We start from the raw sequence: 24,019 nt of genomic DNA, 5'->3' as shown, positions 1-24,019 counted from the left end.
ACCAGGTTGATGAGGTTCCGATGTCGCTCCCGCACACGTCCGCTGTTCATTCGGCTGCGCCGATGCGCCGCAACCACCCGATGGCCTGGGCCATCGCGGTGGCGTTGGGAACCCTGGCTGCCCCCGCCAGCCATGCGCAACAGGCGTTCAGTCCGGGCTGGTTCGCCGACCGCGGCGCGGCGCAGGGTGCGGCCGCACAGAGCGGGCGCATGCCCAATGGCGTGCCCATCCAGTTCCAGTTGCCCGCGCAGCAGCAGGACGCCGCGCGGCAGAAGCTGCAGCAGTCGATCGACAACCTTGGTACCGCGGCGCAGGCGATCGCTCTGCAGCGACGCATGCAGGAACAGGCCCGGCAGTCGCGTCGCGAGGCAGGCTTCGTGGTGGCCGATGGGTTGGGCAAGGATGGACTGAAGGTCGATGAGAACCCCCTGACGCGCGGCTGGGTGAATGCGCGCGAGGCGATCCAGTCGCAGGGCAGCGATGGCCGCATACAGGTCAGCATCGAGCAGACTGCTGACCAGGCGATCCTGAATTGGGAATCCTTCAACATCGGTGGCAACACCACCCTCAACTTCCTGCAGAACCCCGACTGGGCGGTGCTGAACCGGGTGAATGATCCGGACGCGCGGCCCAGCCAGATCCTTGGCCAGCTGAAGGCCAACGGCACGGTGTTCGTGGCCAATCGCAGCGGCGTGGTGTTCGGCAACAACAGCCAGGTCAACGTCCGCAACCTTGTTGCTGCTGCAGCACGCATCAGCGACGCGCAGTTCCGTGACAACGGCCTGTACAGTGCCGACGCGAACACCTCGGCCCTCACCGATGCCGTGGGCAAGGTCATGGTTGAACGGGGCGCGCGCATCACCACGCATGAACCCACCAGCGCAACGCGTGGCGGCGGCTATGTGCTGCTGGCAGGCCACAGTGTGGAGAACGCGGGCCAGATCGAGACGCGCAAGGGCCAGGCCCAGCTGGCGGCCGGCGACAGCTTCGTGATCCGCCGCGGCGTGGGTACGGCGGCCAATACCGCTTCGACCACACGCGGCAACGAGATCGCGCCGCGCCTGCTCACCGACAGTAGCGCCGGCAGCGTCCGCAATACCGGCCTGCTGCTGGCCCGCGAGGGCGACATCACCCTGGCCGGGCGCAGCGTCGAGCAGGCCGGTGTGGCCGTGGCCAGCACCACGCTGGGCCAACGCGGCACCGTGCACCTGCTGGCCTCGGCCAGTGACACCCGGGCCAAGGTCACCCTGGCCGAAGGCTCGACCACGGCGGTGCTGATCGAAGACGATGGCAAGGCCAGCGCACTGGATACCCAGCGCGATGCACTGCTGAAGGAGTCGGCCGAACAGGATGCACTTCGTGCAGCGTCGCGGACGACGACCTTCGACAATCTGTCCCTGCACAGCGATCGACGCGATCAGTCGCGGGTGGAGATCGTTTCCGGGGGCGACATCCATTTCCAGGGCAACTCGCTGACGGTGGCCACCGGCGGCCAGGTGATTGCCGATGCCGGTCGCCGCAGCCAGCTGGACAACGCCGCGCGTGTGGATGTCTCCGGCGCGGTGGGTGTAAAGGTGGCGATGGAAAGCAACAATGTACAGGTCAAGGTGCAGGGCAATGAACTGCGCGATTCGCCCGACAACCGCGACAGCGGCAAGCTGACCAGCAGCGAAGTCTGGATCGACCGTCGGCAGCTGATCCACGTGCCGGCCGGCACTGGCGGCTACGAGGGCGATCGCTGGTATGCCGCCGGCGGATTGCTGGAAGTGGGCGGCTATCTGGACAACCAGGGCCACTCGATCAGCGAATGGGCGGCGCAGGGCGGCACGGTGCTGCTGGGCGGCAGCGAGGTGGTCACCGGCGCAGGCTCGCGGATCAATCTGGCGGGCGGCAGCCTGGACGTGCAGAGCGGGGCGATACAGCAGAGCTGGTTGCGCGGCGTCGACGGGCAGGTATACCGGCTGGACGACGCGCCGGCGGAGATGCTGTTCGATGGTCTGTACAAGGGCTACGAGGTAAAGCAGGAGCGCTGGGGTGTCACCGAGGCGTTCCGCAACCCCATCGTTTTCGCTGCGCAGCGGACTGACAACGGCTACACCGTCGGCCGCGATGCCGGGCGCCTTGTAGTGTCCGCGCCGACCGCAGTGCTGGACGGCCAGGTGGAGACCACCACCTTCCAGGGCGCGCAGCAGGGGCGACGGCCCGATGCTGCGTTGGAAGGCTATGCGCAGGCGCAGACGGCGGTGGCGCGGAACGCCGGGCTGTATCTGGGGCGCTATGACGGCCTGGGCCGCAATGGCGCGTTCGATACAGATGTGCGCGTGCAGGGCGGTACAGCGATCCCCGGCCTGACGCTGCAGTCGCCGATCGGCAGCGAGCGGCGCGACACCGTGTGGCTTGATGCCGGGCTGCTCAACGCGCAGCAGTGGGGTGCCATCGACCTGGCTACCGCCGGCCGCGCCTCCGTCGATGCGCCGCTGACGCTGCAGGCTGGCGGCGCACTCAACCTGATCGGCAGCACCGTCAACCTGGCCGGTGACATCCACATCGTGGGTGGCCGGCTGCAGGCGGGCAATCTGCTGGATGTGCTGGGCCGGCCGACGGCGCTGCTGCGCAACGGCCGCGCCGACGTTGCCATTGCCGACGGTACCCGGATTGATCTGGCCGGTGGCTGGAGCAATGCGGCGCTTGGCATCGGGCTGGACAGCGGCGTGGCGTGGACCGAGGGTGGCAGCCTGCGCCTGCAGAGCAGCCATGACGTGACGGTGGGCCGCCAGGTCGCTGTCGATGTCGACGCCGGTGCTGCGCTGGACATGCAGGGCAAGGGCCGCATCGGCAAGGGCGGCAGCGTAAACCTGCAGGCCAACACTGCCGAGGTGGCGACAGATGGCAGTGGTCGCGTGCGATTGGGCGAAAGCAGCTATTTCAGCGGCCGTGGCGAGGGCGGTGGCACGTTCGCGCTGGGCACCGGCGGCAAGGTTGTGGTCGGCACAGCCCTGCAGGAAGCGAGCGCACTGCAGCTGGACGCGGCGCTGTTCGGCAGTGGCTTCACGCAGTACGACATCAATGCCCATCAGGGCCTGGATATCGCCGACGGCACCGAGCTGGTCGTGCAGACGCCGGGTCTGCGCCTGGCCGAAGACGCGCGCACGGCGCAGGATCGGACGAGTGCGCTGCAGGCATGGTCGGCGCCGTTGTACGCGGCTGATCCGCAGAACGGGCGCATCCGCCAGCGCAGCGGCGCCAGCATCACCCTGCGTTCGGACCGCAATAGCGTGGGCGGCGACCTGCGCGTGGGACGCGACGCGCGTATCGCCGTCGATCCAGGCCAGGCGATCTCGCTGCTGGGCGCGGGCAACATCGACGTGGAGGGGACGCTGCAGGCACGCGGCGGCCGCATCAGCATCGACGATGTGCGCCCGGACACGGCGCTGTACGCCGGCCAGCGCACCGAGCGTACCTGGCGGATCGGTGACCGGGCGGTACTGGACGCCAGCGCCGATTCGGTTTCGGTGGTCGATGCTGCTGGCCGCCTGCGCGGACAGGTACGGACGGGCGGGCGCATCGAGATCGGTGGCGCGCTCGACTGGGAGACGTCGGCCTTCATCGACAACCGGCCGCCGGAAGCCTTCGTCGTAGTCGAACGCGGTGCACGCCTTGACGCGCGCGGTGCCTCGGCCGAGCTGGATATTGATGGACAGGGTCGTACCCGGGTCGACAGCGACGGCGGCCAGATAGTGCTGCGTTCGGCCAATGCGCTGTACCTGCAAGGGGCGATGGATGCGGCGGCCGGTGGCAGTGGGGCGCGCGGTGGCACGCTGGGCCTCGCCTTTGGCGGCAGCGTGCATGCACGCGGAGCAACCGAGGAGGTGCTGCGCGAACGGGCGATCACGCTCAGCCAGCAGACCGCGGCCGAGACGTCGTTGCCAGCGCGGCTGGACTATGGGCATGCCACACTGTCGGTGCAGCAGATCCAGGCCGGCGGATTCGACAATCTCTCGGTCTTCGGCGACCTCCGCACGCTCGGCAATGTCGACCTGCGTATGGCCGAGTCCCTGCGCATCTACGGGCAGGGGCAGTCCAGTCTGGGCGTGGCCGCAGGCGCAAGCGCAAGCGCGCCCAGCGCGATCTCGCTGTCGGCACCGTATGTGCGTCTGGCGCAGGCGCGCTGGAAGCAGTTGTCGGGCGAGAGCCTGCAGTTCACCCAGGGTGCGGTATCAGCGACTGCGGGCGATCATGCGCTGGCGGTCAATGGCGATCTCATCGATCTTCGCGATGTCACCTGGCTGCCCAGCTTCGACCATCTCTCGTTGAACAGCCGCAGTGATGTGCGCCTTCTTTCCAGCATCGCCAGCAACGCGGCGGTCAGTTCGCTGCTGGCACCGGGCTCGATCGACCTGACCGCGGCGCGCCTCTATCCGACGTCCGGGGCGGTGGGCCGGGTGGTGGCGGGTGCATCGGCGCAGACCGTGGACACCGTCGACTACTGGGCGAACCCGGATGCGGTGCTGCGCATCCAGGGTAACGGTACGGCAGCGGGTGTCCCTGCATCGGCGTTCGGCTCGCTGCGACTGGTGGCCGCTACCGTGCAGCAGGGTGGTGCGGTGTGGGCGCCGATGGGAACCCTGCAGCTGGGTGGTCTGGCCATGGGCGGTACGGCCGGCGGCCGGGTGGAACTGCTGCCCGGCAGCATCACCTCCACCAGCGGTGCCGGCCTGGCGCTGCCCTATGGCGGTACCGCCGATGGGGTCAACTGGCGCATCGGCAGCCGCAGCGTGGATTCCTTGACCGCCGGTGGCATCACCTCGATGGGCGTCACCCTCAAAGCCAACCAGGTGAACGTGAGCCCGGGCGCGCTGCTGGACATGTCCGGTGGCGGCGACCTGACCGGCGCAGCATTCATCTCCGGTCGGGGTGGTTCGGTGGACGTGCTGCGTACCGCGTTGGCCGATGCCAACCCCCGCTACGCGTTCAGTGCCTCGGGCAACCCGGTGTATGCCATCGTGCCCGGCTATACGGGCGCGTTCGCGCCCACCAGCACCGATGGCTTCGCCGCGCCCGGTATCGGTCAGCAGATCACCGTGCCGGCGGGTGTTCCCGGGTTGCCGGCGGGCACCTACACGCTGCTGCCGGCCAACTTCGCGCTGCAGCCCGGTGCGTTCCGTGTCGAGCTTGGCGCGACCGGTGCGTCCGGCGTTTCCCAGCCGCTGCCGACCGGCACCGGCACCTGGCGCGTGTCCGGCCACCAGCGTGGCGGTCTGGGCGCTGTGCAATCGCCGCTGCTGACCGACGTGCTGCTGACACCGGCGGCGGTGGTGCGGCGGCATTCGGGTTACAACGAAACCAGCTACAACGCCTTCGTGCAGGCAACGGCCGACCGCCGCGGCGAATCGCGCGGCTGGCAGACCATCGATGCGCTGGGCCTGACCCTGGCGCTGGGTGAGGGCGCCGGACGCCAGGGCGCGGCGGCAATCGACTTCGCCGGTACCGCGCGGTTTGCCGCGGCCAACGACAAGGGGCGGGGCGGCACCCTGGTGGCTTCGATGGCCAATCCGGCCATCGGCACGCTGGAGGTCATCGCTGCCGATGGCGTTGCGCAAACGCGCGACCGAGGCGTGACCTTTACCGACCAGGCCCTCAATGCATTCCAGCCGGCGCGCATGGTGATCGGTGGTCAGATCAACCAGGTGGCGTCGCAGGTGACGGTGACCGGCCAGGCCCGCAGCGTGGCGATCCGTTCCGGGGCCACGTTGCAGGCACCGGAAATCCTGGTGGCGGCAGCCGCCGGTGGCGCCGGCATTCTGGTCGAAGCCGGGGCGACCGTGAACACCTTGCCGTACGCACGTGCCGGTGGCGACGCCGTCGACACGCTGCCTTACCAGGTCACGGGCGGCCTGCTGGCGGTGTCCAACCAGCGCCTGAACCTGATCACCGGCACCACCGGCGTTGCCGCCGGCCCGGTGGCGATCGATATCGGCGGCTGCCAGGACGCGTGCGAGGGACAAGCGCGGCTGGTGTCCGACGGCAGCATCGCTGTCGCCACCGATGGCACCCTGCAACTGCGCGATTCGGCCAGCTACGGCACGCGCCAGCTGGGCGTCAGCATGGCTGCATTGAACCTCGGCAGCGCCGAAGCCATCGCACAGGCGGCGGCAGCGGGTGCACTGCCCGCCGGCATGACCATGAACCAGACGGTGCTGCAGCAGCTGCTGCGTGGCAACGCGGCTACCGGCGCACCCGCGCTGGACACGCTGAGCCTGGTGGCGCGCGATTCGGTGAATGTGTTCGGCAGCGTCGACCTGGATGCGCGCGACAGCGCCACCGGCGTTGGCAGCCTGCGCACCCTGGTGCTGGGCGCGCAGGCGATCCACGGCTATGGCAACGCCAGCGACCGTGCGCGCATCCTGGTGGATACGCTGGTGTGGGATGGTGCGCTGGCGGCCACGCAGGCCACGGGCAGCAACGCGGCCGTGCCGCCGGCAGAGCCGATGGTGGATCGCCTGGGCGATGGCCAGCTGGATATCGTCACGCGCACCCTGACGCTGGGGCGTGCGCCGTACAGCAGGCCCAGCTCCGAGGTCGCGGCCAACCGTCAGGTACTTGGCTTCAGCGCGTTGAACCTCGGGGCTTCGGAACAGATGGTGTTCTCGGCGAAGGGAACGCTGGATGCGTACCAGCAGCGCGGCGAGTACCTGGCCGACAAGGGCTGGCAGTACAGCGGTGGCAGCGTGGCCATCAGCACGCCCCTGCTGACCGCAGACCCGGGCGCGCAGCTCGCCCTGCGCATCGGCGGCAGTTTCGCCCTGCACGGGGGCAACGGCAGGGCTGGCGGTGATGCGCTGGGCAGTGAGCTCAGCATCGACGCTGATCGCATCCTGCTGGACAGCACGATCGCCCTGGCCTCCGGCCGCCTGTCGGCCAGTGCGCGCCAGGGCATCGGCGTGGGTGCGCATGCTGCGCTGGATCTGGCGGGTCGCAAGGTCAGCCTGTTCGACGTGGACAAGTACAGCTGGGGCGGTGATGTGCTGCTGTCCAGCGACAGGGGCGAGGTGACCACCGATACCGCCTCGCGCATCGATGTGTCGGCGCGCAACAACCGCGGTGGGCGATTGACGGTCAATGCCCTGGCCGGTCGCGCGGATCTGGCCGGGCGTGTGGACGGCGCGGCCAGCGGCCGCTACGACGCCGGTGGCACCGTGGTGCCCTACGACGCGGCCGAACTGGTGGTGCGTGCACGCCAGCTGCAGGATTTCGCAGGGTTGAACCAGCGGCTGAACAGCAGCGGCGTGACCGGCGCGCGCACCTTCCAGATCGGCGAGGGGGATCTGCAGATCGGCGACGAGGTGAAGGCGCGACGGGTCGACATCAGCGTGGACAAGGGCAGCCTGACCGTGGCCGGGCGCATCGACGCCAGCGGCGAGCAGGTCGGCAGCATCCGCCTGTACGCCCGCGACGCGCTGCAGGTGAACGGCACGCTCGACGCGCATGGCAGTGGCCTGCGCGTGGACAGCTACGGCAAGATCATCGACAGCCCCAACCGGGCGACGGTCGAACTGGGCAGCGCCGCAGGCCAGGTCAGCATCGGCGCCGGCGCCGCCATCGACCTGCGTTCCGGCAGCGGCGTCGCCGTGGGCAGCCAGGCCGGGCAGAACGACGGCGCTGCGCGAGGCACGCTGAAGATCGACGTGCCGCGGATCGGTACTGATGATGCGGCCATTGCCGTTGCCAACGGTATGCGCATCACCGGTGCGGCCGACATCCAGGTCAACGGCGTGCGCCGCTATGACGATGCTCCGCTGGCCTCCAGCGTGGATGTACACGGCAACCGGCCGCAGGTGGTCACCCAGCAGTGGCTGGACCAGATCGTCGATCCGGACAACCGCACGTGGATGGACGGGGCGCTGGCCAATGCCGATCTGCAACAGCGCACCGCAGCGCTGGGCAGCCACCGCCTGCGTCCGGGTGTGCAGGTGGTGGCGCGCCGTAGTGCGGACAACCCCGGCGGCGACCTGACAGTTTCCGGTGACATCGACCTGTCCGGTTATCGCTACGGTCCCGACGCCGACCGTCTCGACGCGGCGCGGCGCGGGTTTGGCGAATCGGCCTCGCTGGTGCTTCGGGCCGAAGGCAACATCAACATCCATGGCAGCATCAACGATGGCTTCGCGCCACCGCCCGCCAACCCGGATGAAGCCGGCTGGGAACTGATCGAGGGTCGCAGCAGCGGCGGCGCCAACACACCGTTCGGTGGCGGCCTGGTGGTGCCGGTGGATGGCGTGCAGCTGCAGCCGGGTACCGAATTCCCGGCGGGCACCACGCTGAACTATGCGGTGCCGGTGGAATCGGCCGTGCTGCCCGCCGGTACCGTGCTGCCCGCAGCGATGACACTGGCCGACAGTCTGCGACTGCCTGCCGGCACCGTGCTCGGTGCGGCGGTTACCACCCGTGATGGGCAGACCTTCGCCGCCGGCACCCTGCTTGACCAGCCGTTGCAGCTGGAAGCAGGCGCGCGCCTGGGCGGCGGCTTCCGGCTTCGCAGCAGCGTGCAGATGGCCGCACAGGAGTGGCCCGCCGGTGCCGTGCTGCCGATCGCGTTGCGCCTGGCACGCGCGGTAGACCTGAAACCAGGCGCATACATTCCCTCCATGACCAAGGTGGAGCTGGCCGGCGATGCACCGGTGAAGCTGCGACCTGCCGATGCCAATGGCAACCAGGGTCGCAACTGGGCGCTGGCGCCGATGCTGGCGGAAGGCACGACGTCGTGGGACCTGACCGCCGTGGCCGGCGCGGACAGCGACGCCGCCGATCCGCGCACGCGTCGCTGGGGCAGTGACGGCAGCGTGGTGCTGGCCGATACCCATCAGGGATCGGTGGGCACGGTGAAGACCGAGATCATTTTCGTGGGCGACCGCGTGCTGACCGAGCAGGCCTCGCTGGACTGGATGGGCGATACCTCCTATGCCGGTCGACCGATCGCCGAACTGGCCGATATCTTCGGCTACACCGAAGAGGAGTTCTGTGCGCTGGCAGACGGCTACTGCGGCCCCGCACCGCGCCAGGTGGCCGCACAGGGTTCGCTGGATTTCTGGGGCGATGAATCCTACGTCGGCACATCGGCCAAGGACTTCGCGGCGATCTTCGGCATGACCGAAGACGAGTTCTGCGGCTCGGCGCCCACCTACTGCTTCGGCGGAGGCACGCAGACCGAGGTGACCACCTATGGCCAGCGCCCCGGCACACCCGCGTGGAGCGTGCTGCGCACCGGCAAGGGCGACCTGGAACTGCTGGCGGCCGGCGACGTGGTGATGAAATCCGGATTCGGCGTCTACACCGCCGGCACACCCACCTCGCTTGGCAACGGGCGTGATGCGGCCTTCAATTCGCCGCGTGCGCCGGCGCCCTGGAACAGCGCCCTGCTCGGCAAGGACGTGGTGCCCGGCAGCTACGACGCTGCACTGGCGGGCTACCAGGCGTGGTATCCGGACCATGGTGGCAACCTGCGCGTGGAGGCCGGGCGGGACATCGTCGGCGATGTGTGGACCGCGCGCGCCGAATCGGGCAGCAGCGACCGCGACATGGCCCTGCATGGCAGTGCCGCCGTGGGCAACTGGCTCTGGCGGCAGGGTACCGGCAGCACCACCGGGGTGACGCCGGTGCCGACCAGCTGGTGGGTCAACTTCGGTACCTACACCAACGTCTCGGCCACCGCAGACAGCACACCGCGGATGGTCGGTTTCACCGGTTTCGGTACGCTCGGTGGCGGCAATCTCACGCTCGATGCCGGCCGCAACGCCGGTGTGCGCGAGGCGATGGGCGATGCCTTGGGGTTCATGACCGCGCCGCACTCGGGTGCGATCGTTGCCGCAGTCGGCTCGACCGGCCGGGTCAGCGATGGCCAGCTGCACCTGACCGGCGGCGGCGATCTGCGCCTGCGCACCGGCGGTGTGCTGAATCCGCAATTGACCGCCACGTTCTCCAGCCTCAACACGGCCAGGGCCGCGCAGGACCTTGACCTCAACGGCACCTTCAGCAACCTGCGGGGCAGCCTGCTGCTGGAGGCCGGCCGCATCGGTGGCATGGGCGTGACGCTGGAGAACTACGGCACGCTCGGCCGCCAGCGTGCGGCCGACCTGTTCGCCGCCGACAGTGCACGCGCGATGGGCGGTCCGGTGCTGGTGCTGGGCGATGCCACGGCATCGCTGCAGGCGCGCGGGGATGTGGTGCTGGGCGGTGTTGGCGATGCCGGCCGGGTAGCGGTGGCCAACTACAGCGGTGTGACCCAGGACAACGGCAGCCGCGCCGCAGGCACCACCTGGTTCTCGCTGTGGACCGCATCCACCGCCGTGGACCTGTTCAGTGCCGGAGGCGATCTTTCGACGGGTGTGTCCGGACCCCTGAATCTCAGCGGCAGCAACCTCGCGCCTGAGCAGGTGCAGCTGCAGGCCGGCGGGCGCGATCTGCTGCAGTACTGGCTCTATCCTTCGCGGTTCAGCGCGGTTGCCGCGCAGGGCAACATCACCTTCGACCGCCTGAGCATGCAGGACAACACCCAGGACGTACTGCTGCTGGCACCCTCGGCCAGCGGCCGCCTGGATGTACTGGCCGGCGGCGGCATCTTCGCCCAGCCGGGTGCTACCCAGATCGCACGTTCGGCCGCGGATACACGCGTGCCGGGGCCGTTCGATCCGGCCTTCATGGCCCAGGTGGGCGATGGCAGCGGCAGCCTTACGCGGCCGCACCACAACCTGTCGGTGGATGGCCATTCGGCGACGCCGGAGGCGGCATTGCCGCTGTTCGCGTTCGGTCCCAATACACCGTTGTCGAATCTGCCGGGTGCGCTATCGCCCAGCCGCTTCTATGCCGTGGGCGGGGACATCATCGGCCTGCAATCGGGCGCGCAGCGTACCTTGGATCGCTCCGGCAGCCAGCGCACGCAGTTTGCTCTGTTCGAGGCGGCCGGTGCGGTGCAGATGCGCGCCGGGCGCGACATCCTGGGTGTTTCGCTGACCGCCCTGAACAGTACGGCCACCGATATTTCGGTGGTGGAGGCAGGGCGCGACATCGTGCACCTGGATGCCGTGGTGGCCGGTCCCGGCAATCTGGAGGTCAGTGCAGGTCGTCAGCTGCGGCAGGAGGACGTGGGCAGCATCGTGACGCTGGGCGGTATCGTGCAGGGCGATACCCGCCCCGGGGCGAGTGTCGGCCTGACCGCCGGCAACCAGCAGATCGACTTCGTCGCGCTGCGTGCGCGCTATCTCGACCCGGCCAACCTGGCCGACCCGGCACAGTCGCTGGCCTCGCAGCCGGGCAAGGCGGTGAAGATCTACGACAAGGAACTGAAGCAGTGGCTGCAGCAGCGCTTCGGCAGGGCTGCCGACGGTGCCGAGGCGCTGGCGTTGTTCGATGCATTGCCGAAGGAGCAGCAGCGCATCTTCCTGCGCCAGGTCTACTACGCTGAACTGCGCGAAGGTGGTCGTGAGTACACCAATGCAGAAGGGCCGCGGTTCGGTTCCTACCTGCGCGGGCGCGAAGCGATCGCCACGCTGATGCCGGACAAGGATGCCAATGGCACAACCATCAACCGTACTGGCGATATCGTGATGTACGGCGGTTCCGGCGTGCGCACCGAAGCGGGCGGCAACATCGAGCTGATGGCACCGGGCGGGCAGATCGTGGTGGGTGTGCAGGGCGTGGTGCCTCCGGCCAGCGCGGGCCTGGTCACCCAGGGGCAGGGCGACATCCGGTTGTTCAGCCAGGACAGCGTGCTGCTGGGCCTGTCGCGGGTGATGACCACCTTTGGTGGCGACATCCTGGCGTGGTCCGAGCAGGGCGACATCAATGCCGGCCGCGGTTCGCAGACCACGCTGCTGTACACCCCGCCGCGTCGCGTCTACGACACCTGGGGCAACGTGATCCTGTCGCCGCAGGCCCCCGCCAGCGGTGCAGGCATCGCAACGTTGAACCCGATCGCCGAAGTGGCGCCGGGTGATGTCGACCTGATCGCGCCGCTGGGCACCATCGACGCGGGCGAGGCAGGTATCCGCGTGTCGGGCAACATCAACCTGGCGGCACTGCAGGTGCTCAACGCCGCCAACATCCAGGTGCAGGGCGACAGCAAGGGCCTGCCGGTACTGGCCTCGGTGAACGTCAACGCGCTGGCGTCGGCCAGCGCTGCGGCCAACAGCGCCAGCCAGGCCGCACAGGATGTGATGCGCAAGAGCCAGGACGATGCGCGGCGCAACCAGCCGTCGGTGATCAGCGTGCAGATTCTCGGCTTCGGCAGTGCCAGCAGCAGCATCGACCCGCCCGCACGCGGAAACACGGCCGCCGCCACGGGCTACGACGTCAACAGCGCCTTCCAGTTCCCGCAGGCCCGGGCAGACGCAGGCAAGCAGCCGACCCAGTAGATCCACGCCATGCGTGGATGAGGAACGGTGCGGACCAAGGCCCGCACCCACCACGCGCAGAACACAGGATCGGGCCAGCTGCCAGGGAGCGGTGGCGGCCCCAGCCAGGACGGCACGGAGGGCAGGGAGCAGCCATCAGCGGTGAGGACCACCGACACGGCGTCGCCGGGCGCGGGACAGCGCCCGGCGACCGGGGCAGTAGATCCACGTCATGCGTGGACGCAGTTCAGTAGATCCATGCCATGCGTATCGGACTGGGGATCTTTTACCCTCGCCTGATCGAATCGGAACGCAACTTTCTCGTGTCCGTTCCGCCCTTGGCGTTGGCCGCCCTCTACACCGTCTTCCCGATTGCGCCACTGATGGGCGGGTTGATCGGGCGCGCGTGGCGCGCCACCAGTCTGTAGGGCGGGCCGGGCGCTTCCCCAAGACAAGTACTGTATTGCCGCACAGGGCCAGACTCGTTCCGTGTCGCCCGTCAGGCGGTTGCTGCAACGCATTCCTCGGCATCGGCGGAAGGTGCCGGCGAAGCTGCACGCTGGGGCCGCACCTCCTGGACGATCCGTCCCTGCTCCATCACGAGCACGCGGTCGGCGCTGTTTATGGTCTCCGGCCTATGGGCCACGATCACCTTGGTCAGCTCCATACGCTGCACGGCTTCGTTGACCAAGCGCTCGCGCATGACATCAAGATGGCTGGTGGCCTCATCTAGAAACAGAATCCGTGGCCGGCGGTAGAGGGCGCGGGCCAGAATCACGCGCTGCTTCTGACCGCCTGAGAGCGAGTTGCCCATGTCGCCGATAAGACCGTGGTAACCCATCGCCATCCCCGCGATGTCATCATGCACGGCGGCCATTCGAGCAGCTTCCTCAATGCGCTGTTCATCGAAGCCGCTGTCAAAGCCGCTGATATTGTCGGCAATGCTTCCGGCAAACAACTGGTCATCTTGCATGACTGCTCCCACCATGGAGCGAATGCCGCGTGGACCGTGCTTCTGGATATCCACGCCGCCGATGCTTACGCTTCCTTCACTGGGCTTGAGCAATCCGAGCAGTAGTTTCATCAGGGTCGACTTGCCACAGCCGGATGCGCCCACGATGGCCACCGCTTCACCCTGTTCTACGCGGAAGGAACAATTGCGGATGATCCAGGGTTCGCCTTCGGCATAACGGAAGGAAAGATCCTTGACCTCAATGGAGGACGCGATCGGTACCACCGTCTCGATTCGATCGAAATCCAGGTCAGGTGCACTGAGAACGACATCAGCCAATCGCTCCCCATGCAGCCTAAGCATCCTGAACTCGACAGCCTTGTCGATCAGCCCCGCCATTCGCAGTGCGAACTGATCCTTGTACGCAAGATAGGCCACCAGCATGCCGACCGAGAACACATTGTTCATGGCCAGCATTGCACCAATCCAGATAACAGCAATTCTCTCGATGCCGAAGATCAACTGACTGGTACTGGTAAATCCGAGCGTCAGCTTCGAAAGCCTGACTTCCTCATTGACCGTACTGACCATCAGGTTCTCGTAGGTTGCCGTCCGCATCGACTCCTGGCCGGCCACCTTGATGCTCTGCATGCCGCGGATCGACTCGAGCAGATGCGATTGTTGCTTTGCGCTGGCAACGAGCTGGCGCTCGGTACGATCGCGAACTGGCGTGTACGCGGTGACGCGGACGAGGGTGTACAGCACCACTGCCGCCAGCGTCACCAGCGCCAGCTTCCAGCTGTAGAGAACCATCACACCGAGCGTGACGATCGCCATCAGGCCGTCGATGAGCGCCTCGACGAAACTGGTGGTCAACGTCTTCTGGATGGACTGCACCGAGGAAACCCTGGAGGTGATATCACCCAGATGTCGCTTCTCGAAGAAGTCCAGCGGCAAGCGCAACAGATGCCCGATAACGTTTCCCATCCATCTCAACCCAAGCGTAGAGGAGAGATAGATGACAGACCATCCGCGCAACAGCCCGATGGCCACCTGCAACAGCATTGCAAGCCCGAAGCTTATTCCCAGTACCGTGAGCAGATCCCGATCTGCCGAGACCAGTGCCTGATCAACCACCCACTGGGTAAAGAACGGCGCAAGGACTACGAAGACCTGGAGCGCGAGCGAGAGAAGCAGGACCAGCGCCAATGAGGGCCACAGGCCGTTGATCTCCCCCGTCAGCTGCCGCAGCGAGATCGAAGCTGGCCTGGCCTCCTTCTGGAACTCCGCCGTGGGGGCCAGCTCAAGTGCCACGCCTGTGAAATGCTCGGACACTTCCTGCATCGGAAGCACCCGCTCCCCGATGGCGGGGTCAAGAATCCTGACATTGCTGCGGCCAACCTTTGCCAGCACCACGTAGTGGTTCAGATCCCAATGCAGGATACAAGGCAGTTTGAGCTGGGAAAGATGCTCCATATCAAGCCGCAAGGGCCGCGAAGACAACCCCAATTGCTGGCCAATGTGGATGAGCTGGCCCAACTTGGCACCCTTGAGCGACAACGGATAGCGTCGGCGGATCTCGCTCAGGCCGATCCTCTTTCCGTGGAAATCGGCGATCATCGCGATCGACGCCAGCCCACACTCCGTTGCCTCCGACTGCAGTATCACTTTCATTCCGATGACAAGCCCAAGATCCCAGTCAATCTGAAACAGAAGGCCTTGGCACGATCATCAGTGCCGATGGCCTTTATTGAGCACGCCGCACGAACCCAGGCGGCGTGAATGCATCCCCGCACAGGAGTTTAATTCGACGTGTGTTCTCGCTGAATCCGCTTGCGCCTTGCATCCGCGAATCTGGCGATGGCAACCACCACCGCACCAACGCACAGAAGTGGCCAAATCCGGCGGTCTGAAGATGCCGCGACCACGGCCAGGCAGCACACACAGATGGCGAATGTCTTTTCGTCGATACCGGGAAACTTCATGATCTGCTCTCCTCGTGCCAACATTTTCCGAAGCCAGTGGCTCCAAACAGATCGCGCAGGGGCGCGCGAGCACCCCTGCGCGACACCCATCACATCAGGTAGTGACCCACGATCGCACCGTGGATGCCACCACTGACGGCGCCAGCGAACGCGCCCACCGGGCCGCCCACCAGGAACCCGATTGCAGCACCGGCGACCACACCACCGGCAAAGCCGTTCGAAGCGCCTTCACCCGCGCCATCGACATTGGCAACTTCGGCATTGTTGAGTTCACGCATGATGATTCCCCCTATTTGAATACGATTGTTTGAGTTTCAGAGAAGATGTACTTACATCAGGTAAAGCGCAACGGCAATTCCACCGCCGATGAGCGCACCGGCAGCGGACCCGGCCGGGCCGCCGACGAGCGCACCGGCAAAACCACCCGCACCGGCACCATTGAGAAAGGCGCCCATCGCACCTTCACCCTCGACTTCGAAAACTTCATCCATGGTCAGTTCACGCACAATCGATCTCCTGAAATTGGCACACGTCCAGTGTGCATGGGCTGGCTCAGCCAGCGACACGCTGTCTCATCCAATGCTGCAGTCATTGTCCGAACACAGTTCCCTTGATTGAGTAGATCGGCTCAAGGACCCACTCAAAAAACGATCTCGTCTCACCCAGAACATCCGCATCCACCAGCATTCCGGGTTTGAGTGTCTCGGGTTTGCCGTATGCGCTTACGGTTTGCGCTGCGAGAGCGACGGTGATTCGGTACATCGGCTCTGTTGCGCCGCCATTCTGCGTGGCACCCAGTGTGCTTCGACTGATCCGCGAAACCCGCCCTTCATGATGTCCAAACTTCTGGTAAGGATATGCCTGGTATCTGAGCAGGACCTTGTCGTCAGGCTCTATGAAGCCCACCGCGCGGCTGGGAACCAGCAGTTCTGCCTCCAGGCGGCCATCCCCAGGCAGGATGCTCATGATTGGCTGGCCGCTCTGCACGGCTTGGCCGGCCTTGATCTGCTGGGTGGCTACAACTCCAGAAACCGGAGCGACAATGGCCAGCCGCCCACGCGCGGTATTCTCCACGCGTTCCTGCTCAAGCGATGCAAGGTCCTGCTGGAATGTCGCCTCCGCAGCCTCATTTTCTCCAGGCAGTTCATTGAGAGCCTGCGTGATCTGCTCGATCATTCTGCGCGTGGCGATCGCCTGTCGCTGCAATGCCTGCATCTCGCCCTTCTGCGTGAGCGCTGCGGATTCCTGCTGCTTGATCTGGAGGATGCTGACGTAACGATCGTCTTCAAGGAGCCGGAGGCGTTCCAACGTTTCCTGTGCAATCCTGATCTGATCCTTCCTCGTCAGCACTTCCGCGTCGATCTGCGCCAACTCCCGCTGTGCGTTGGAAAGCTGGCCACGCAATCCCTCCTGCTGTGCGCCCAGCCGCATCCTCTTGGCCGCCTGCGCTGCCTCAAGACCGGTCGTCCTACGCTCGAAACGGGACTCAAGCGCAGTCAGAGTATCTCCATCGTTGGTGGTGGCGCGCGGGACGGTCAAGACCGCGATTACTTCACCCGCTTCGACGTGCTCACCTTCGGCAATACTGACTTCCGACATGAATCCATTGGCGGGAGCCATGACCTGCGCGATGCCATTAACTGGAACAAGCTGCCCCCCGACGTGCGAACGGCGGGTATAGGTGCCAAAAGAAAGTAGCAGCACTACAGCTAGTGCGGCGATAAAAGCTGCGATTGCAAGAACCCAGAGCCTGATCGGTTGCGCGATGGAAATCGATCCCAACCAGCCGGCGCGCTTTGCTTGCAGCACTTCCTTGCGAAACAGATCTGAAGACATTCGGCAGTAACACTTCCCCTGTGTGCAATCGATACTAGCCAACTTGATTTGCGGTGCGCAATAGCACGCGGCGCAAATTCCAAATCGTCATCAACCAACGAAAAACATACCCACAGCAGTCTTTCTTTCAACAGTGACGTCAACATTCTGACGCGCACTGGCTATGCGCGATCTGCAACCAACGGATGGCCTTCCACCACGTCCAGGCCCAGTCACTTGGCGTACTCGATCATGATCGCCATCGAGCGCCAGCCGATGCCGCGGCCCTTCAGGTCCGAACGGATGAGGATGCCGTACTCGCCACGGTGGTAGTCCGCATCGGCATGCGGTCAACCGCACCGAGCATCTCGCCGTTGCGCGGTGCAATCGCCGCCAATGCGATCGAGCGCGTAGTCCAGCTGGGTCGGGTGTGCGATGAGTTCGTGGCTGAAGTGCTTGACCGACTGGAAGAAATGCAGGCACAGATCCTCGTCGTTGCCGCTGCCTGCCGTCCGTCGGTCTTACGGAGGGGCGACGTTATTCTTTCCATAGAATCCGTCGTGTTCACCGATCACCGAGACGTGGTTCCTACGATACGCATCGTCCGTGTCACTGAACAAGGATGTCTCGATTTTCGGCGGTGTCGCCGTGGGGTTTTGGGCCAAAGTGAGTTCACTGAACATCAGGGGCAGGATGCAGGTGTAAGGCATGTGCAACGGTTGGGAGCAGGAGCTACCGGTCATCGGACGAAGGCGGCACTTGCCACTAGCTGCATAAGGCGACGCCAGCTAAAATCGGACACTCCCTTGGACACACTCTGCGGGTGTCCAGGCCGGAAAAACTAACAACGTCAGGTGGTTGGGCTGGCCAACATAGTGTCCCTCTCACAGCGCCAGCACCCGCCGGTAGCTCAACGGCCCGCGTCCATCGCGCAACCCCAACCGCAACTCCAGACCGGTCGCCGGCAGTACCTCGCCCTGGCTGGGCAGCATCGCCCAACCCACCCCCGGCTGCCATGCCCGCACCTCGAAGCGCTGCACATCACGGGCCACCATCAGCCCGCGCGTCGGCTCAGGCGCAGGCAGCGGATAATGATCGGAAGGCGCACCGCTGGCACGCCACAACGTGCTGCCTTGCCGCCACCAGCGAACGCGCTGCCACTGCAGCCCATCACTGCCGACGCTGCGGGTGATCTCCAGGGTAAAGCCACCATCGGGATGGCGCTCACTGGTCAACGACGGCGGCAGCAGCCGCGCAGGCTGATCGGCCGGTCGCACCGCGCCGTTCATCAGCGCATCGTCGGCCCGCATCTCGATATCGCGCTGGAACTGCTGCAGCACCCGCATCGCCGTGCTGGTCTCGGCATCGGCCTGGCGCAGGCGCTGATCGGTGCTGGCAACGCTGTCCAGTGCGCGCCAGCAGATCACCGCCAGCACGCCCATGATGGTGATGGCGATCATCACTTCGATCAGGGTGAAGCCCCGCGCAGCGCGTTTCATGGCATCGCCGTCCATGGCAGCTGCAGGCGCGCCAGCGACTGCTTCGGTGCATCTTCGGCCACCACGCTCAAGTCCAGCTGCGGTTGCCCGTCGGCACCGCTGCCCAGGTGCTGCTGCACCAGGAAACGGGTGCGCCCCTGCAGGCACAGCAGGCGTGCATCGCCGGGTGGCTGTGCGGCCAGGCGCAGCTCCTGCCAGCGGTCCTGCGCGCACAGCAGGGCCAGCCGACGGTCACGCAGGCGCGACTGGTCATCGGTTGCCACCGCCACCGAGCGCATCACCGCCGCCAAGGCGATGGCCACGATGGCCAACGCGATCAGCACCTCGATCAGCGTGAATCCGTGTTGCTTCCGCTTCACTGCACGACCTGCAATTGTCCACTGCCATCATCACGAAGACGCAGTCGACGGCCGTCCAGCGACAACGCCAGCTCCCACGGCACGCCGATCCATTCGGGGCTCAACTCGATGGCGGCCTTTGGTTGCACTTCAATGCCGCGGGTCTGCCACTGCTGGGGGCGCAGCAGGTCATCGCGCCGCAGCTCGACCCAGCCTTCGTTGTCGCGGCGGCTGAAGCGATAGCCTTCTGCGCTGGCCTGCCAGCGGATCGGCCGACCATCGATGCGTGCTTCATCGCGCGCGACCTGCAGGCGCTGCGCCAACCGCTCCGATTCCTGGCGCAGCTGCCGCGCAGGGTCGAGCAGGCTGCCAAGGCCAAGGCCGATACCCGCCGTGCAGATGCCGATGATGACCAGTACCACCATCAGTTCAATCAGGGTGAAGCCGCGTGGCCTGCGTTGCATCGGACATCGCCTCCCGTCCTTGCCGATACCTGCCAGCGTAGGTGCGGATGATGAAACAAAAGCGTCAGCGACAGCTGCTAGCGTGGCCGCACAGGACCCTGGCGAAGGTGCGGAACATGGACGGCAGGCGTTGGGATCGCAATCGCACGTTGACCCTGCTGGCGGCCATGCTGCTGCTGGCCGTGGCGGGATATTGGGGCATGGCCCTGTTCATGGCGCCGGCTCGCGTTGCCGCCGCCCCGGTGCAGGTCGCCGTACCTGCTGCCCCGGCCGTCGACAACGCTGCGAGCGCACCGTTGGTGCGACTGCTCTCGCCCGGCGCGGTGCAGACCGATGTGAGCGTGCTGGGCGTAATGGCCGGGCAACAGGCGCCGCTGGCGCTGCTGTCGGTGGATGGGGCGCCTGCGCAGGCCTATGCTCCAGGCCAGCGGCTGGGTCCATCCACCGTATTGGCAGCGATCAGCGCCAGCGCGGTTGAACTGCAGCAGGCAGGACAGCCGCGCTCGCTGCCCGTGCCCGAACTGCCGCCGCTGCCCACCGATGGCATCGTTCCCGCCGCGCTGGGACGGCACTGAACACGGCTCAGCGCGCCGGGCGCTGCGGCACCACCGAACGCCCGAACGCATCGCCCATGCGTTGCCGCGTGCCTTCCAGGTTGTACTGCAGCATCTGGTTGCCGGGCTTGCGCATCACGCGTTCGGCTTCGGGAAGAGCAGGGCGGGCGGCTGCGCTCTCCCTCGGCGCCAGCTTGCGTTGCAGGCAGTCCCAGGCGGGGATGCGCTCGCCATTGACCTGTACTTCGATGCATGGCGCTGCGTCTGCCTGTTTGGCGGCCTGGTCGGCCCGCGCCCAAGGCGAAGCCAGCCCCAGGACCAGCGCCATACAGAGGGCAGGGCGGTTTGGCGCAAGCAGGATGGCGTGCATGTTGAATCTCCCGAGGCAGCAGGCGTTCTGCAATGAAGACGTGTACCAGGCGAAGTGTCCGCCTGCGCCTGTTTCAGCATCGTCAACAGATGACAGTGCTGTCACAAAACTGTTGGCGGTTTTGACGCGGCCTGCACGTCCTGTTGGTAGACCCACGCGCCGCTCCCTGGCCATTCCCTTCGATACGACGCGATGCCTTCGATGACTCCCGTTCCGTGCCGTGCCGCTCGCCTTCCGCTGCGCCTGCATCCTCTGATGCTGGCCCTGGCGGCGCTGCCATTTCCAGTGCTCGCGCAGGACGCCGCGCCAGCGCCCACGGTGAACATCAACGAGTACATCGTGCGCGGCAACACCGTGCTCGATGCGCGCCAGATCGAACGCGCAGTCGAACCGTTCCTCGGCCCCGGAAAAACGCTCGCCGATGTCGAGAAGGCGCGTGATGCAGTCAACGCGCTGTATCAACAGGCCGGCTACCAATCGGTCTATGTGGAGCTGCCCGAACAGCAGGTCAACGCGGGCGTGGTGCTGCTGAAGGTGCAGCAGACGCCCATTGGCCAGCTGCGCGTGGTCGGTGCCCGCCATGACTCACCCGAACGCATCCGCGAGCGGGTACCGGCGTTGGCTGAGGGGCGGGTGCCGGACTTCGACCAGGCGCAGAAGGAACTGACTGCGCTGAACGAAGGTGGTCGTCGCCAGGTGCTTCCGCTGGTGCGCGAAGGCCAGGTGCCGGGCACCATGGATGTGGACCTGCAGGTGGAAGAGAAGTCGCCGTGGCGCGCGAGCGCGGCGCTCAACAACGACCACAGTGCCGACACCGAGAAGCTGCGGCTGAGTGCATCGCTGGCCCACGACAACCTGTGGCGGCGTGGACACAGCGCGAGCATCGGCGTGTTCATCGCGCCGGAAGACACCGATCAGGCAAAAGTGTTCTCTGCGTCCTACACGGTCCCCTTCGAGGGCACGCCGTGGAGCCTGGAGGCATCGGGCTACAAGTCCGACAGCCGGGTGCTCAATGCCGGCGGACAAGGTGGCGCGGGCACCGGCACCGGCACCAATGTGATCGGCAATGGTCATTCGATCGGCCTCAAGCTCAACTACCGCCTGGTTGGCAGCAGCCAGTGGTGGCGTCAGCTCAGCCTCGGCGTGGACTTCAAGGACACCGAAGAAGACACGCAGATGGGCAAGGACAGCCTGAAGACGCCGTTGAAGTACGCGCCGGTCACGCTGGCCTTCGTCGGTGTGCGCCAGGGCGAGAACGATCAGCTGAGCATCAACACGCAGCTGGTGGCGGGAACCCGGCGCCTGTTCGGTTATGGCAGCAACGCCACCGATTTCGGTCAGAAACGCTACTGGGCCGACCCGAGCTTCGTGGCGTTCAAGGCGGATGTCTCCAATACACACACCTTCGGCAACGACTGGCAGTGGTATGCGCGTGGCTCGCTGCAGGCGACCGATGCACCGCTGGTCTCGGCCGAGCAGTTCGCCGCTGGCGGTATGTACACCGTGCGTGGCTACCTCTCGGCCGAAGCGATCGGCGACTACGGTGGACTGGCCAACCTGGAATGGCGCACCCCGGCGTGGTCGCTGTGGAGTGGTACCGACCTGCGGCTGTACAGCTTTGCCGACGCGGCCTACCTGCGCCTGCGTCAGCCGCTGCCGGAACAGCGCGACAAGTACAACCTGGCATCGGTCGGGCTGGGCGCGCAGCTGCGCCTGGGCGAACACCTGCAGCTGCGCCTGGACTACGCCTGGCCTTACGCCGATGGCCCGGTCACGCGCAAGGACGACCCGCGCCTGCATTTCAACATCAGCACCAGCTACTGACCCTTCCCTTGAGATGCGTTCTCCGGAGACCTTTTGCATGGACCGTCTGCTTTCCCGAATGTTGCTGCTGCTGGCTGCGCTGATCGCGCTGCCCGCCGCCGCGGCCGATGCCAACTGGTGGCAGGCCGAATGGAAGTACCGCAAGCCGATCACCGTCGACGCCGGCCCACAGGGCGCGGGGTTGGCCGGCAATCCCGGGCGTACACCGCTGCTGCTGCGCCTGCATACCGGCAATTTCGGTTTTGATGGCACCCAGGAGGGTGGCAACGACCTGCGCTTCGTTTCTGCCGACGGTCGCACTGTGCTGGCCCATCAGATCGAGCAGTTCGACCTGAACCTGGGCCTGGCACTGGTCTGGGTGGACGTTCCAGCACTGACCGCCAGCGCGCCGCAGACGATCTGGATGTACTACGGCAACGCGAAGGCACCGGCCAGCGGCAATGGCCAGCAGGTGTTCGATCCGGACTACACGCTGGTCTACCACTTTGCCGAAGCCAATGCGCCGGCGCGTGATACCACGGCCTATGGCAACACGGCCGGTGCGGTAGTGCCTGCGGCGGAAAGCACGGTGATCGGGCGTGGCGTGCAGCTGGGCGCGGGCCCGCTGCCGCTGCCGGCCAGCGCTTCGCTGGCACAGGAAGCGGGCGCGCCGCTCACCGTTTCGGCCTGGATCAAACCGGGTGCGCAGACCACCACGCAGGCGATCTACGCCCGGCGCGATGGCAGCGCCGAGCTGGTGGTGGGCATCGACAACCGCGTGCCGTTCGTGCAGCTCAACGGTCAACGCAGCACGCCGGCACAGCCGATCCCGGAGGGACAGTGGGCGCATCTCGCGCTTACCGCCGAGAAGGGGGCGCTGCAGCTGTATCTGAACGGTCGCGTGGTGGCCCAGCTCAGTGGTGAATTGCCGGCACTGAGCACCGCTGCGGTGGTAGGTGCCGATGCACCGGGTGCGACGCAGCCGCTGGCCAACTTCGATGGTGCGCTGGATGAACTGCGGATCTCACGCGTGGCGCGCCCGGCGGCGCTGCTGCTGGCCGATGCCACGGCGCAGGGAGCCGATTCGCGCCTGATCAGCTACGGTGCTGACGAGCAATCGGCCGGACAGAGCCACTTTGCTTTCATCCTCAAGGCGATGCCGTTCGACGCCTGGGTGGTGGTGGCCATCCTCGGCCTGATGATGCTGTTGTCTTGGGCGATCATGATCGCCAAGAGCCGTCATTTCGGCCGTACCAGCAAGGCCAATGCAGTGTTCACCGAGAGCTTCAGCAAGCTCTCTGGCGTGCCGCTGCGCACCTTGTCCGAGATGGACCGGCAGGGCAAGGTGCCGCCGGCAATGCACGACGGCTCGCTGTGGCGCATCTACCAGGTCGCCATCGATGAAATGCAGCAGCGCCATCAGCGCGACGGCAACTCCGGCTATCTGAGCGCGGCGACCATCGCCGCCATCCGCGCGTCGATGGACGCGGTGATGGTGCGCGAACAGGAGGCGATGGCGCGGCGCATGAACTGGCTGTCGACCACCATCGAGGGTGCACCTTATGTGGGTCTGTTCGGCACCGTGATCGGCATCATGCTGGTGTTCGTGGTGGCGGCGATGGCCGGTGCGGTGGACATCAACTCGGTGGCCCCGGGCATGGCGGCAGCGCTGCTGTGTACCGCCGCCGGCCTGGGCGTCGCGATCCCGGCACTGTTCGGCTACAACTGGCTGGGGGCACGCGCCGAAGCGATCGGCGCCGACATGGCGGTGTTCATCGACGAGTTCGCCGCCCGCCTGGCCGAAGAGCAGGACGGACGCGGCCCGGCCGCGGTCCAGGGCTGAGGGACCGGCC

13 protein-coding genes and 1 pseudogene are annotated in these 24,019 nt (G+C 66.3%); 5 read left to right on the top strand and 9 right to left on the bottom strand.

Going from position 1 to position 24,019, the window contains the following annotated elements:
* Positions 1 to 20: 20 nt before the first annotated feature.
* Together QP457_RS12240 and QP457_RS12235 are read left to right on the top strand one after the other, a co-directional pair.
* Positions 21 to 12,407 (top strand): filamentous haemagglutinin family protein, encoded by a 12,387-nt coding sequence (locus tag QP457_RS12240; RefSeq protein WP_205404300.1) that lies wholly within the window; start codon positions 21 to 23, stop codon positions 12,405 to 12,407.
* A gap of 242 nt (positions 12,408 to 12,649) precedes the next feature.
* Entirely contained in the window at positions 12,650 to 12,814 is a 165-nt protein-coding gene (locus QP457_RS12235) for a hypothetical protein (protein WP_240196398.1), read from the top strand.
* A gap of 71 nt (positions 12,815 to 12,885) precedes the next feature.
* Here the strand turns inward: QP457_RS12235 and QP457_RS12230 are convergent, their stop codons facing one another.
* The 8 genes and pseudogenes from QP457_RS12230 to gspH form a co-directional block, all read right to left on the bottom strand.
* Positions 12,886 to 15,012: a peptidase domain-containing ABC transporter gene (locus QP457_RS12230; RefSeq protein ID WP_205404299.1), complete on the bottom strand. Its 2,127-nt coding sequence runs from the start codon at positions 15,010 to 15,012 to the stop codon at positions 12,886 to 12,888.
* 400 nt (positions 15,013 to 15,412) lie between these two features.
* Entirely contained in the window at positions 15,413 to 15,601 is a 189-nt protein-coding gene (locus QP457_RS12225) for a Blp family class II bacteriocin (protein ID WP_053505629.1), read from the bottom strand.
* 51 nt (positions 15,602 to 15,652) lie between these two features.
* Positions 15,653 to 15,829, bottom strand: coding sequence for a hypothetical protein (locus QP457_RS12220; protein ID WP_180167246.1), 177 nt, complete (start codon positions 15,827 to 15,829; stop codon positions 15,653 to 15,655).
* Positions 15,830 to 15,911: 82 nt separating this feature from the next.
* Complete coding sequence (locus tag QP457_RS12215) at positions 15,912 to 17,159, bottom strand: HlyD family efflux transporter periplasmic adaptor subunit (protein ID WP_180167245.1); 1,248 nt, start codon at positions 17,157 to 17,159, stop codon at positions 15,912 to 15,914.
* 215 nt (positions 17,160 to 17,374) lie between these two features.
* Positions 17,375 to 17,632, bottom strand: a pseudogene (locus tag QP457_RS12210) (GNAT family N-acetyltransferase); the annotation flags it as partial.
* Between the two features lie 390 nt (positions 17,633 to 18,022).
* Positions 18,023 to 18,637, bottom strand: a complete 615-nt coding sequence (locus QP457_RS12205; protein ID WP_205404298.1) for a prepilin-type N-terminal cleavage/methylation domain-containing protein — start codon at positions 18,635 to 18,637, stop codon at positions 18,023 to 18,025.
* A complete protein-coding gene (gene gspI, locus QP457_RS12200) occupies positions 18,634 to 18,996 on the bottom strand; it encodes a type II secretion system minor pseudopilin GspI (RefSeq protein WP_205404297.1) in 363 nt (120 codons plus the stop codon). The genes QP457_RS12205 and gspI overlap by 4 nt, the downstream gene beginning before the upstream one ends.
* Positions 18,993 to 19,439, bottom strand: coding sequence for a type II secretion system minor pseudopilin GspH (gene gspH / locus QP457_RS12195; RefSeq protein ID WP_180167242.1), 447 nt, complete (start codon positions 19,437 to 19,439; stop codon positions 18,993 to 18,995). The genes gspI and gspH overlap by 4 nt, the downstream gene beginning before the upstream one ends.
* Before the next feature lie 116 nt (positions 19,440 to 19,555).
* Between gspH and QP457_RS12190 the strand changes: the two genes are divergently transcribed.
* Entirely contained in the window at positions 19,556 to 20,014 is a 459-nt protein-coding gene (locus QP457_RS12190) for a general secretion pathway protein (RefSeq protein ID WP_205404296.1), read from the top strand.
* Between the two features lie 7 nt (positions 20,015 to 20,021).
* On the opposite strand, the gene QP457_RS12185 is transcribed toward QP457_RS12190, so the two are convergent.
* On the bottom strand, positions 20,022 to 20,363 hold the full coding sequence (locus QP457_RS12185) for a hypothetical protein (protein WP_180167240.1): 342 nt from the start codon (positions 20,361 to 20,363) through the stop codon (positions 20,022 to 20,024).
* 201 nt (positions 20,364 to 20,564) lie between these two features.
* Here QP457_RS12185 and QP457_RS12180 point away from each other — a divergent pair, with 201 nt between their 5' ends.
* Positions 20,565 to 22,187 (top strand): ShlB/FhaC/HecB family hemolysin secretion/activation protein, encoded by a 1,623-nt coding sequence (locus QP457_RS12180; RefSeq protein ID WP_205404295.1) that lies wholly within the window; start codon positions 20,565 to 20,567, stop codon positions 22,185 to 22,187.
* Positions 22,188 to 22,224: 37 nt separating this feature from the next.
* Positions 22,225 to 24,009 (top strand): MotA/TolQ/ExbB proton channel family protein, encoded by a 1,785-nt coding sequence (locus QP457_RS12175; protein WP_205404294.1) that lies wholly within the window; start codon positions 22,225 to 22,227, stop codon positions 24,007 to 24,009.
* The last annotated feature ends 10 nt before the right edge of the window (positions 24,010 to 24,019 follow it).

It is taken from the genome of Stenotrophomonas sp. As-7 (genome assembly GCF_030291015.1).
Lineage (GTDB): Bacteria > Pseudomonadota > Gammaproteobacteria > Xanthomonadales > Xanthomonadaceae > Stenotrophomonas > Stenotrophomonas lactitubi.
This window is presented reverse-complemented; position numbering and strand designations above follow the sequence as displayed.

What these genes read in the sequence shown, in the direction of transcription:
- QP457_RS12185 (WP_180167240.1), bottom strand. Translation starts at nt 20,363, where the DNA reads ATGCACGCCATCCTGCTTGCGCCAAACCGCCCTGCCCTCTGTATGGCG.
- QP457_RS12230 (WP_205404299.1), bottom strand. Translation starts at nt 15,012, where the DNA reads ATGAAAGTGATACTGCAGTCGGAGGCAACGGAGTGTGGGCTGGCGTCG.
- QP457_RS12215 (WP_180167245.1), bottom strand. Translation starts at nt 17,159, where the DNA reads ATGTCTTCAGATCTGTTTCGCAAGGAAGTGCTGCAAGCAAAGCGCGCC.
- QP457_RS12190 (WP_205404296.1), top strand. Translation starts at nt 19,556, where the DNA reads ATGGACGGCAGGCGTTGGGATCGCAATCGCACGTTGACCCTGCTGGCG.
- QP457_RS12240 (WP_205404300.1), top strand. Translation starts at nt 21, where the DNA reads ATGTCGCTCCCGCACACGTCCGCTGTTCATTCGGCTGCGCCGATGCGC.
- gspH (WP_180167242.1), bottom strand. Translation starts at nt 19,439, where the DNA reads ATGCAACGCAGGCCACGCGGCTTCACCCTGATTGAACTGATGGTGGTA.
- QP457_RS12225 (WP_053505629.1), bottom strand. Translation starts at nt 15,601, where the DNA reads ATGCGTGAACTCAACAATGCCGAAGTTGCCAATGTCGATGGCGCGGGT.
- QP457_RS12175 (WP_205404294.1), top strand. Translation starts at nt 22,225, where the DNA reads ATGGACCGTCTGCTTTCCCGAATGTTGCTGCTGCTGGCTGCGCTGATC.
- QP457_RS12180 (WP_205404295.1), top strand. Translation starts at nt 20,565, where the DNA reads ATGACTCCCGTTCCGTGCCGTGCCGCTCGCCTTCCGCTGCGCCTGCAT.
- QP457_RS12205 (WP_205404298.1), bottom strand. Translation starts at nt 18,637, where the DNA reads ATGAAACGCGCTGCGCGGGGCTTCACCCTGATCGAAGTGATGATCGCC.
- QP457_RS12235 (WP_240196398.1), top strand. Translation starts at nt 12,650, where the DNA reads ATGCGTATCGGACTGGGGATCTTTTACCCTCGCCTGATCGAATCGGAA.